General features: G+C 35.3%; 10 protein-coding genes and 1 tRNA gene. 6 read left to right on the forward strand and 5 right to left on the reverse strand.

Annotation, left to right across the window (positions count from 1 at the left end; all coding sequences use genetic code 11):
* Nucleotides 1–43 precede the first annotated feature (43 nt).
* Nucleotides 44–670, reverse strand: coding sequence for a hypothetical protein (locus tag FLAVO9AF_RS10175; protein ID WP_159687972.1), 627 nt, complete (start codon nt 668–670; stop codon nt 44–46).
* A 208-nt stretch (nt 671–878) separates the two neighbouring features.
* Nucleotides 879–960: transfer RNA gene (locus tag FLAVO9AF_RS10180), tRNA-Leu, on the reverse strand.
* Between the two features lie 156 nt (nt 961–1,116).
* On the opposite strand from FLAVO9AF_RS10180, the gene FLAVO9AF_RS10185 reads away from it, so the two are divergent.
* The 4 genes from FLAVO9AF_RS10185 (at nt 1,117) to FLAVO9AF_RS10200 (ending at nt 5,309) form a co-directional block, all read left to right on the forward strand.
* On the forward strand, nt 1,117–2,505 hold the full coding sequence (locus tag FLAVO9AF_RS10185) for a dipeptidase (protein ID WP_159687977.1): 1,389 nt from the start codon (nt 1,117–1,119) through the stop codon (nt 2,503–2,505).
* Between the two features lie 264 nt (nt 2,506–2,769).
* Entirely contained in the window at nt 2,770–3,201 is a 432-nt protein-coding gene (locus FLAVO9AF_RS10190; protein ID WP_159687980.1) for a hypothetical protein, read from the forward strand.
* Nucleotides 3,202–3,204: 3 nt separating this feature from the next.
* Nucleotides 3,205–3,579 (forward strand): BlaI/MecI/CopY family transcriptional regulator, encoded by a 375-nt coding sequence (locus tag FLAVO9AF_RS10195; protein ID WP_159687985.1) that lies wholly within the window; start codon nt 3,205–3,207, stop codon nt 3,577–3,579.
* Nucleotides 3,576–5,309 carry a M56 family metallopeptidase gene (locus FLAVO9AF_RS10200; RefSeq protein ID WP_159687988.1) on the forward strand — a complete coding sequence of 578 codons (1,734 nt, stop codon included), beginning with the start codon at nt 3,576–3,578 and terminating at the stop codon, nt 5,307–5,309. The genes FLAVO9AF_RS10195 and FLAVO9AF_RS10200 overlap by 4 nt, the downstream gene beginning before the upstream one ends.
* A gap of 222 nt (nt 5,310–5,531) precedes the next feature.
* Here FLAVO9AF_RS10200 and FLAVO9AF_RS10205 read toward each other — a convergent pair whose 3' ends face one another.
* A complete protein-coding gene (locus FLAVO9AF_RS10205; protein ID WP_159687993.1) occupies nt 5,532–6,902 on the reverse strand; it encodes a saccharopine dehydrogenase family protein in 1,371 nt (456 codons plus the stop codon).
* Between the two features lie 153 nt (nt 6,903–7,055).
* Here FLAVO9AF_RS10205 and FLAVO9AF_RS10210 point away from each other — a divergent pair, with 153 nt between their 5' ends.
* Nucleotides 7,056–7,451 (forward strand): DUF423 domain-containing protein, encoded by a 396-nt coding sequence (locus tag FLAVO9AF_RS10210; RefSeq protein ID WP_159687998.1) that lies wholly within the window; start codon nt 7,056–7,058, stop codon nt 7,449–7,451.
* Between the two features lie 70 nt (nt 7,452–7,521).
* Nucleotides 7,522–9,123 (forward strand): phosphoenolpyruvate carboxykinase (ATP), encoded by a 1,602-nt coding sequence (gene pckA, locus FLAVO9AF_RS10215; RefSeq protein WP_159688002.1) that lies wholly within the window; start codon nt 7,522–7,524, stop codon nt 9,121–9,123.
* Nucleotides 9,124–9,212: 89 nt separating this feature from the next.
* Here the strand turns inward: pckA and FLAVO9AF_RS10220 are convergent, their stop codons facing one another.
* Both FLAVO9AF_RS10220 and FLAVO9AF_RS10225 read right to left on the reverse strand, forming a co-directional pair.
* Complete coding sequence (locus FLAVO9AF_RS10220; RefSeq protein WP_159688005.1) at nt 9,213–10,265, reverse strand: phytase; 1,053 nt, start codon at nt 10,263–10,265, stop codon at nt 9,213–9,215.
* 3 nt (nt 10,266–10,268) lie between these two features.
* Nucleotides 10,269–11,252 (reverse strand): metallophosphoesterase, encoded by a 984-nt coding sequence (locus FLAVO9AF_RS10225; RefSeq protein WP_159688008.1) that lies wholly within the window; start codon nt 11,250–11,252, stop codon nt 10,269–10,271.
* Nucleotides 11,253–11,295 lie beyond the last annotated feature (43 nt).

The raw sequence follows: 11,295 nt of genomic DNA on the forward strand, positions 1-11,295 counted from the left end.
AACTACAAATCAGAAACCTATATTGTCAAAAAAATAATTTCTTTTATTTTTTAAAAAATGAAAAACTGAATAAAGAAGATTCATTTTCATTTGCAACACTTGTTGCATAATCCACATTTGGCAAACCTAAAATTAGCTTCACTCCTCTTGGCAATAGTCTGCAAAAAATTTCAGACTGTGATTCTAAAATTGAGATTAAATTTTTTGGTGTATCTTTTTTTAAATCATTAATTATCAGAATCGACACTACATTCAATACAATTCTAGCTGTTTCACTTCTTACTCCTATTTCATTTGAAATCATCTCAGATATTCTATCTTTTTTAACGGCAAAAAGCCAATCTAAATACAAATATCCACAAGAAAACAAACTTTCTTTCGGGCAATAATTATTCAGTTGGGCTTCAAAATCAAAACTCAAGTTTTGAGAAGATTTTAAAAAAACATCCAAATCATTACTTTTTTTTATTCCAACTAAGACAGCACATATACTTGCTTCAATCGTTTTTTTAAGGAGAGCATCCTTTTCATCTAAATAACCTAACAACTTCAAAAACAATTCGTTCGAAATTAAATTTTTAAAATTATTCACCAAATTCGTCATTGAAACTTTAGTTAATGCAGGGTTATCTATATAAATTTGCTTTAAATAATCGATAAAGTGTGACATTTTATCGTTGAAAAGCTAAATGTAGTGCTTTTTTGTTAGTAGAAAAATAAAAAGTGACTTTTTTTTGAATAAATGATAATTCAAAAAATACCGCAAAACTTTATAGAAAAATTAGCACGAAAAACAGAAAATAAAGAAGAATTGAAGTAAACCCTATTTTATAATAGTGATGAAATAAAAAAAGCTTCTCAAATGAGAAGCTTTTTTGTGCGGATAATAGGACTCGAACCTACACGCCTTGCGGCACCAGATCCTAAGTCTGGCACGTCTACCAATTTCGCCATATCCGCTTAATTAATTCACTAAACTCTTATTTTAAGAGGAGTTCATTGAACTGGTGTTTGTGGGTGCAAATATAAGCATAAGTTCCAATTTTCAAAGTAAATTTTGTAAAAAAATAATAATCTATTTTTTGTACTTTTGAATTGATAAAATTAATCATCCAAATGGAAAATAGAACAAGTTACGTTCAAGAAAATAAAGAACGCTTTATCAATGAGTTAATCGAATTATTGAAAATTCCTTCCGTTAGTGCCGATACAGCTTTTTCACAAGATGTACTAGACACAGCAGAAGCCGTAAAAGTAAGTTTAGAAAAAGCAGGTTGCGATTTCGTTGAAATTTGCGAAACAGCAGGTTATCCAATTGTATATGGTGAAAAAATAATAGACAAAAACCTACCAACGGTTTTAGTTTACGGACACTACGATGTACAACCCGCCGACCCAATCGAACTTTGGACGTCTCCTCCTTTCGAACCTGTTATTAAACCAACGGCAATTCATCCTGAAGGCGCTATTTTTGCTCGTGGTGCCTGCGATGACAAAGGCCAAATGTACATGCACGTAAAAGCTTTTGAATACATGATTCAAAGCAATACTTTACCTTGTAATGTAAAATTCATGATCGAGGGTGAAGAAGAAGTAGGCAGTGTTAACTTAAAAACCTTTGTGGAAAACAACAACGAGAAATTAAAAAACGATGTGATTTTAATTTCAGATACGGGAATGATTTCTAATCAGCAACCATCCATCACTACAGGATTACGTGGATTGAGTTATGTAGAAGTAGAAGTGACTGGTCCGAACCGCGATTTACATTCTGGTTTATACGGTGGAGCGGTTGCCAACCCAATCAACATCTTATCCAAAATGATTGCTTCGCTTCACGACGAAAACAATCATATCACCATTCCAGGTTTCTATGACAATGTCGAAGAATTATCTCTGGAAGAAAGAGCCGAAATGGGCAAAGCACCTTTTAGCTTAGAAAATTACAAAAAAGCATTAGATATCAATGATGTCTATGGCGAAACTGGCTACACCACGAATGAACGTAATTCTATACGTCCAACACTGGATGTAAATGGAATCTGGGGAGGTTATACAGGAGAAGGCGCCAAAACGGTCATTGCTAGCAAAGCCTATGCGAAAATCTCGATGCGCTTAGTGCCTAATCAAGATTGGGAAGTGATTACCGATTTGTTCACCAAACACTTTATAAGTATTGCTCCAGCTGGCGTGAGTGTTGTAGTAAAACCGCATCACGGTGGCCAAGGTTATGTTACTCCAATCGACAGCATTGGTTATCAAGCCGCGAATAAAGCCTACACCGAAACCTTTGGTGTACCAGCCATTCCAGTTCGCTCTGGAGGTAGTATTCCAATTGTAGCCTTGTTTGAGAAAGAATTGAAAAGCAAAACGATCCTGATGGGATTTGGTTTAGACTCCGATGCAATTCATTCCCCAAACGAACATTTCGGAATTTTCAATTACCTCAAAGGAATCGAAACCATTCCACTTTTCTATAAATATTTTGTAGAGTTAAGCAAATAAACACTCTTTTTTACATAAACATCCGCTCGTTCTCCAGAATGAGCGGATTTTTTTTTTGGGGCGTAACCCGCAGAAAAAGCGGGTCGGGTCATACGCTATATCTTTTTGGGCCCTCGCCGAAAAAGCGAGTCCCAAAAAGGATGCCGCTCCTACCCCTTACGCAAAACCGTTTCTAAACCACTCATTGCAAAAAAGTTAACCATTTTGTTGCACATATTATTTTTTATTCTACATTTGTAGAACAATGTATTATTTTGTAGAGCAATGACCAAACCAATCTTACTATTTGTACTGTTTCTTTTATGTAGTTGCCAAGTACAACACATCAATCAAAAGAAAGACAAAAAAATGCACGGCAAATGGATTGAAGAATATACTTTGGACACTATTCGATACAAATCTATTGGAAGATACAAAGAAGGAGAGCCAGTCAAAAAATGGAAATATTATGCCAATGGCAAAATCATCAAAAAAGAAACCTATAAAAAAGAGTATTGCAAAGTACGCTTTTACCACCCGAATGGAGCGCTTCAAGCCAAAGGAATTACACAGTTGATTGAAAAAGGGAAAGATATTCATTGGTTTTACTCCGGCCAATGGGAGTATTTCGACACCAAGAAAGATTTAATCATCACCCGATTGTACGACAAGGGAGAACTTATCTCAGAAAAAGAAATAAAAAATACAAAACAATAAACTATGCAACAACTCACCAACGCCGAAGAACAAGTTATGCAGCATTTGTGGCAACTCGAAAAAGCCTTTATGAAAGACCTACTTGAAGCCTACCCTGAACCAAAACCTGCTACAACAACTATTGCTACCTTATTAAAAAGAATGATTGACAAGCAGTTTGTAGCTTACAAAGAATATGGAAACTCTAGAGAGTATTACCCATTGATTGACAAAAACGATTACTTCTCTAAACACGTCAATGGATTAATTAGTAATTTCTTTAATAATTCAGCTTCTCAATTTGCTTCGTTTTTTACCAAAGAAACAAACCTAACCGCCAGAGAACTAGAGGAATTAAAAAAAATCATCGATAACGAAATCCAAAAAAAGAAATCATGATACAGTACTTGCTAACTTCGACTATCACTGCCACTATCTTATTGGTAGTATATCAGCTTTTTCTAGAAAAGGAAAAAATGCACCGTTTTAATCGGTTTTACCTATTAACTAGTTTACTTTTTTCACTTCTAATTCCTTTTATTTCGATTGAAATTATTGAAGAAATCACGACTCCTGTTGCTGCTCCAATTACAATGAGCTTTTCAGGTGGAACTATGGTAATTGCAGAAGAAACCAATTATCTGGAACAAATAGTATGGGGTATTTATGTCCTTGTAACTTCGATTCTAGTATATAGATTTATTCGAAATATTGTGGCTTTTTATCAATTAAAAAAGAACAACGCAACCCTTTCGTTTCAAAACGCAACTTTAGTATTGCTTCAAGAACCCGTATTACCGCATACTTTTATGAATTCTATTTTCATCAATGAGGCGGAATACCAAGAACGCAAAATTGAAAAAGAATTGTTTGCACATGAATTGACCCATGTCAATCAAAAGCACACCTTAGACGTTCTTTTTATAGAATTGATAAAAACCATCTTTTGGTTCAATCCTTTGTTTATTTTATACAAAAAAGCCATACAACTTAATCATGAATTCCTAGCCGATGAAAAAGTGGTGCAATCGTACAAAAACATACCATTTTATCAATCACTATTGTTATCCAAAGCGAGTTGTAACCCGCCTTTGTATCTAGCCAGTAATTTAAATTTTCAAGTCACCAAAAAACGCTTTCTTATGATGAGCCGAAATTCTTCGAAACGAATAATCCTTGGTAAACAGCTAGTGCTATTACCAATTTTTACGGCACTTTTCTGCTATTTCTGTATTGATAGCATTGCACAAGTACAGCCAAAAACAACAACTGTACAACAAAACAATGAAATGGATACTTATTACGCTGGTGTACTTGTTAACGTAACCGACAAAAGAAGAAACATTAGCTTTTCCAAAAAATATGAAGATATGACTTTAGAAGAAAGAAACAGGTATTTATCACTGTCGCCAAAAACGTTCGGCAAAACAACACCATCTAAAGCGCAATGGGAGGACTTTAAAAACAGTTCTAAATACGCCATCTATATCAACAATATTCCTGTTGCCAAAGGAAAACTACCAAAAGAGCCTATTGCTAATATTGTCAGATTTGGAGGTGGCCCTGTACCGAAAAGTGAGCAAAGTAAAAAATACCCACAACCCTACAAATACTATATTTATACTGAAGATTATTTCAAATACAAGAACATAAATGAAAGCAAAAAGTTTACAGGAAAAAGTATAAATATAGAGGTTGCTGCGACTGAAAAATCTCTAGAAAAAAAATTAAGAGATGCAGCGGATAAAGGAATAACCTATACTGCGCCAACAAAGCCTACCACACCAACTGAAAGTTCATCAATACCAACAAACGATGTGCTATTTACAACAGCTGGAGTTACTGAAAAACCCAACTTCCCTGGTGGTATGGAAAAATTTTATCAATTCGTTGGTGAGAATTATCAAGCTCCAACTAATTTTAAAGGAAATGGCAAAATATACCTAATGTTTGTAATCGAAAAAGATGGAAGTATTACTAATGCCAATATCTTGAGAGATATAGGATTTGGCACTGGAGAAGAAGCAATTCGCGTAATCAAACTTTCTCCAAAATGGATTCCCGCTAAAAAAGACGGTGTTCCTGTTCGCGTGCAATATAGCTTACCAATAACATTACAACAAGGTTGATTTTAACTTCTCAACCTAAAAAAACAAAGCTTCCTCATAGCCCCGGGAGAAGCGGCATCCTTTTCCTTTTTTCTTTAAAAAGGAAAAGATATAGCGTATCACGGGACGATGCTTCCCAAAAAGCCTAATGCTGCTGCTACATAAAAAAAACCGCTTCTCTTCAAGTACAAGTTTAGAGAAGCGGTTAACAAATTAAATCAAAAAAAATAATTAAAAAGAAAACTAATTGAAAACTTTATCTGGGTTGTAGCCCATGTAAGGCATGGCTTGTTCGTTAAAAACAACGCCGTATGATTCTAATTCGTTAAGGATGGGTTTGTAAACTTCTTTTTGAATTGGAAGTTGCACACCACTAGTTTGTATTTTACCATTTAAAATTAGTAAAGCGGCCATTGCTACGGGAAGTCCAACTGTTTTTGCCATAGCCGTATACATTTGGTCATCGCCAATACATACCATTTTGGAATCGATTTGAGAAGTTACTCCATTCAATTCGTAACCAAATTTATGATACATAACTATCATATCTTTATCCTCGGGTTGTAAGGTCCAACTATCGGAAAGAATTTTTTCTAAAATTTGAGCGGGTGTGGCATTTTTTAAACCAACCTTCTTACTACGGCTGAATAAATCCAACTCCACTAGTTTATCCCACATAATATCGTCTTGGTCTATTTTGAGAATGTGTCGCATTTTCAGCTCAACGGAATCGGTTGGGTGATAAGGCAAAAAGGAATTCACAAACTGTCGATAAGTCATTGCTTCGGAGCCTTCCATTATGTAACTATCATCGGTCATTCCTAATTGCACAAACATATTCCATGCCTTGGAAAAACCAACTCTACGTATAGTTCCGCGATACAAAGTCAGCACATCATCTAAGCCGTAAACGGATCGGTATTTTAATGAATCTCGATTAGAATAAGCTTCGAATCTACCATAGCCTTCGACTTCTAAAAACTCGGTTCTGCGAAATAAATTGCAATACGGTATGTATTTGTAAGCGCCTTCTTGAATGAATTTGGCTGCACCACCTTGACCTGCTAACACCACATTTCTTGGTGCCCATGTAAATTTGTAATTCCAAATATTGTCATCCGATTCTGGAGCGACTAAGCCACCACAAAAGGATTCGAATAAAAGCATTTTTCCGCCTTTGTCTTTGATCTCATCGATAACTTTCATCGCACTCATATGATCGATTCCAGGATCCAAACCAATTTCGTTCATAAAAATGAGTCCTTTGGCCTTGACTTCTGCATCCAAAGCTAGCATCGCATCACTGATATAAGAGGCCGTAACCATATGTTTGTTGAACAAAACACAATCTTTCGCAACTTCTATATGCAAATGCGCGGGCAACATAGAGATAACGATTGTTGCTTTTTGAATCGCATCTTGTCTTTGTTGGGTATTAAATATATCTAAAGCTATTGGAGTCGCATTAGGGTGATTGTTGGTTTTTTTCTGAGCCAATTCAAGCGATAAATCTCCAATTATGAGATGTAATTGCTCTTTTTCAGACTTTTCCAATAGGTACTGAATCAACGACGAGGCTGACCTACCTGCTCCAATAATGAGTATAGTTCTCATAAAAATATGATTATTTAACACAAACATACTATTTTGTTGTATTTATAACAAATAGATTATGTTAAAACACAAAAAAAATAAAAATAAAACATAAATAACCCTTTTTGTTTGAAATGTAATAAATACTTTTGCAATAGATTCTAATTAGGAACTATGAGCAAAAAAGTAATTTCGACTGCTGCCCTTTTAGGAATGATTGCTATCATTTTAGGAGCCTTTGGCGCACACGCCTTAAAAAAAGTACTTTCAACAGAGCAACTTGTTACCTTCGAAACGGGAGTTCGCTATCAAATGTACCATGCTTTATTCCTTCTATTCATTGGTTTGACTACTTCCTTATCTGAAAAATCTAAAAAAATCATTTATTATTTTACCGTAACTGGAGTTATTTTATTCTCAGGCTCGATCTATTTTTTAGCCACCAACAATTTAACTTCTTTTGATTTTACCAAAATCGGTTTTATAACTCCCATTGGAGGACTCTTCCTCATTCTAGCCTGGATTGTTTTATTATTTGACTTTTTAAAAAACGATAAAAAGAAAATATAAAACAAAAAAGGGTATTTAAAAATTAATTTATACTTTTACAGCGAAACAAATAAAAACTAACTACAATTTTATGGACACTAACACCCTTTTTACGAAATCGATTTCGTTAGAAAAATTAGGAATTGAGAATGCCAAAATTCAGTATCAATTAACTCCAGATGAATTACACGATTTAACTATCGCTTCAGGTGAAGGAATGGAAAACTCCACAGGAGCTTTAGCCATCAATACAGGGACATTTACAGGTCGCTCACCTCAAGATCGTTTTATTGTAAAAGATAGCATTACCGAAGACAAAGTATGGTGGGGAAAAGTAAATATCCCTTTCGAGCCAGCTGCTTTTGATGCTTTATACAAAAAAGTAACGGCTCACTTATCTAACAAAGAGGTTTTTGTAAGAGATGCTTATGTATGTGCCGATTCAAATTACAAATTGAATGTACGCGTGGTAACCGAAACACCTTGGGCAAACTTATTTTGCTACAATATGTTTTTAAGACCTAACGAAGAAGAATTAGAAAACTTCACTCCAGAATGGACTGTGGTTTGTGCTCCAAGCTTTGAAGCAGATCCAGCGGTAGATGGAACACGTCAGAGCAATTTTGCCATTTTAGATTTTACTAAAAAAATTGCACTTATAGGAGGTACAGGATATACAGGAGAAATGAAAAAAGGAATTTTCTCTGCATTGAACTTTATATTACCTGTTTACAAAAACACGTTACCAATGCACTGTAGTGCCAATGTGGGTAAAAATGGAGATACTGCTATCTTCTTTGGTCTTTCAGGAACAGGAAAAACAACTTTATCTGCCGATCCAGAAAGAAAACTAATTGGTGATGACGAACACGGTTGGACTAACGAGAACACTGTTTTCAACTTTGAAGGAGGTTGTTATGCCAAAGTCATCAACTTGTCAGAAGAAAATGAACCAGATATTTTTAGAGCCATCACTAGAGGAGCTATTTTAGAGAATGTTGTTTTTAAAGCAGGAAGCAACGAAGTAGATTTTGATGATGTTTCTATTACACAAAACACTAGAGTAAGCTATCCAATTACACATATTGACAATATTCAACCAGGATCTATTGGTAAAAATCCAAAAAATATTTTCTTTTTAACGGCTGATTCATTTGGAATTATTCCTCCAATATCAAAACTTACTCCTGGTCAAGCAGCTTATCACTTTATATCTGGTTATACTGCAAAAGTAGCTGGAACTGAAGCGGGAGTAACAGAACCACAGCCTAATTTCTCTGCTTGTTTTGGCGCACCATTTATGCCATTGCATCCTACAAAATATGCTGAGATGTTAAGCAAAAAAATGAAAGATGCCAATGTTACCGTATGGTTGATCAACACAGGATGGACAGGTGGTGCCTATGGAACAGGAAGCCGAATGAAATTGAAATACACTCGTGCTATGATTACTGCTGCATTGAATGGTGAATTGGATGCGGTTCCTTTTGTAAATCATGACGTATTTGGAATTGCGATTCCACAAGAATGTCCAAATGTTCCAGCCGAAATCTTAAATCCAAGAAATACTTGGGAAGACAAAGCATTATATGACGTAAAAGCAGTTGAACTAGCTCAAAAATTCAAAGCAAACTTTGAAAAATTCGAAGAATTTGCTAACGAAGAAATTTTAGCTGGAGCACCAAAAGCATAAGCATACCAAAACAAAACCAAAATAAACCAACCAAAACGAAAAGAGCTGTTCCGTAAAGAACAGCTCTTTTTTATTACAAACACAGCCTTTTATTTTTTATGCTTATCAATAGCTTCTTGAATGATTTTCCAGTCGTAAAAGTGAAACGTCTTTCCGTTGCTCATAGCTACAAACAATCCTTTATCAAAAGGTTTTCCGATATTAATAGCCGTAACATCGGCACCATCGCATTCTATGGTAGAAGTTGGTATTTCTGCTAATAGTTTATAATCATTAGGATTGCCGTTACTTCCTTCTCTTGTATACACCATAAAAGAATTGGCTTGTTGATTGGAAACCAAAATATATCCCGTAGTAGTAGTAGATTTATATATGGCCATTCCTTCATGATCGGATTTAAAATCTTTTTGTCCAAACAACGCTAATTCTTGATTGTCATTCAATCCAGGATCGGCTTTGTATTTTCTAATTCCAAATTGCTCATCGCAATAATAAACTGCTCCCAACTCGTTATCAACTGCAATGGCTTCGATTTCCTTTTTCCCGCTGTAAGCACCAAATTTACGCACCAAAGTAGCTTCTACTTTAGCATTCGAAGTTCCTTTCAATTCATATTGCCATAAATATGAACCTGAAGGTCCAGATTTTCTACCTACAATTGCAAAAACCGCTTTATCTGATGGACGTGTATAGATTGCAATTCCCATTGGATCTCTCTCCAATTCCCCTTCAAAAACAGGAATACCACCGTTATCCAAAGGCTTCAAGTCGGGCAGGCTAAAAATGCGAATCTTTTTCGTTTCACGTTCTGTAGTTACTGCTATGTCAGTTACTACGCCATCAATCTGTAAACCGTAGGCAATATCGACATTATTAGGTCTCTTGATGGTTTCTGATTTTTTTATGATTTTGCCTTGTAAATTGAACACATACAAACCACCATCAGTATCTTTATCTGTACCAATAACAAGACTTTCTTGAGGATTTGTTGGATGAATCCAAATGGCTGGATCATCGGTATCATGCAAAACGGTTTCGGTTACTACTGTTGGTTTAAGTCCATCTTTTCGCAAAGGCGCTAATGAACTGGAACAAGATGTTACAAAAGCGGCAACCACTATCAAACTACTATATTTATTCATTTTTTACTTTTTTTTATCAATATTCGTTTTAAAAATCACATTACCCTCAGCATCGACCACTTGCGCCAATAATTGGTCTTTGGTTACAGAAAAAGTCATAAATCCAGCTTTTTCAGCCCAAAACAAAGTCCCTTCACGAGTTCCAGAAGGTCTTACTTCGCAGGCAGCACCCGACAAAAACTGAGTGGTGTAACGATTTTTAGGCTTAATAATTTGCAAATCGTGCTCGTGTCCACAGAAATAAGCATCTACTTTATAGGTGTCAAAAATAGTGGCAAATTTACTTTCAAAACTCTTAGTTTCTGGACTGTCTTTTCTTTTGCCCCCACTATATAAGGGATGATGTCCAACGACTATTTTCCATTTTACAGCAGTATCTTTCGTTTCCAACTCCTTAATTAGCCATTTCTTTTGTGCTGTGGTATCTTGAGCTATAAGATTATCATACATATCCGTACCTTTTTTATAATAGCTGTCTATAAATGGCGAAGTATCCATAACCAAAAGTAACAGTTTATTACCATCTTCTAATTCAATCATCTTTTTGTAATAGGTTGAAGGCAGATGCCAACGTCTACTTACGATCGAATAATCAATTTGCGCTTTCAAACTACCTCTGTAATCATGATTTCCCAAAGTAACATACCAATCGTTTTGCAAACTATAATCCGTATAAACCGATTCAAAAGACGCCATCCACGAATAATCCTGTGTGCTTCGAACACCATTAGGATAAAAATTATCTCCCACTGTAATCACAAATTTAGAATCGAGAGTAGCAGCTGCTTTTCCCATTTGGGTAGCTACTTCCTTTTGGTAAAACTGACCATAGCGGCCAAAATCTCCCATCAATAAAAAATTCAAGCTTTTATCGGATTGTTGCAATTGCGACAAATAGCCTCCTTTGTAACCCGACAATTCTCTTAGGGCTGGCGTTTGCGCACAAAGCAGTTGTGTCACAAACAAACAAAATAGTATTTTCTTCATTACTCTAAATTAAAAAAAACAAACAGGAAAGACTTCCTGTTTG

Source organism: Flavobacterium sp. 9R (assembly GCF_902506345.1).
Taxonomy (GTDB): Bacteria; Bacteroidota; Bacteroidia; order Flavobacteriales; family Flavobacteriaceae; genus Flavobacterium.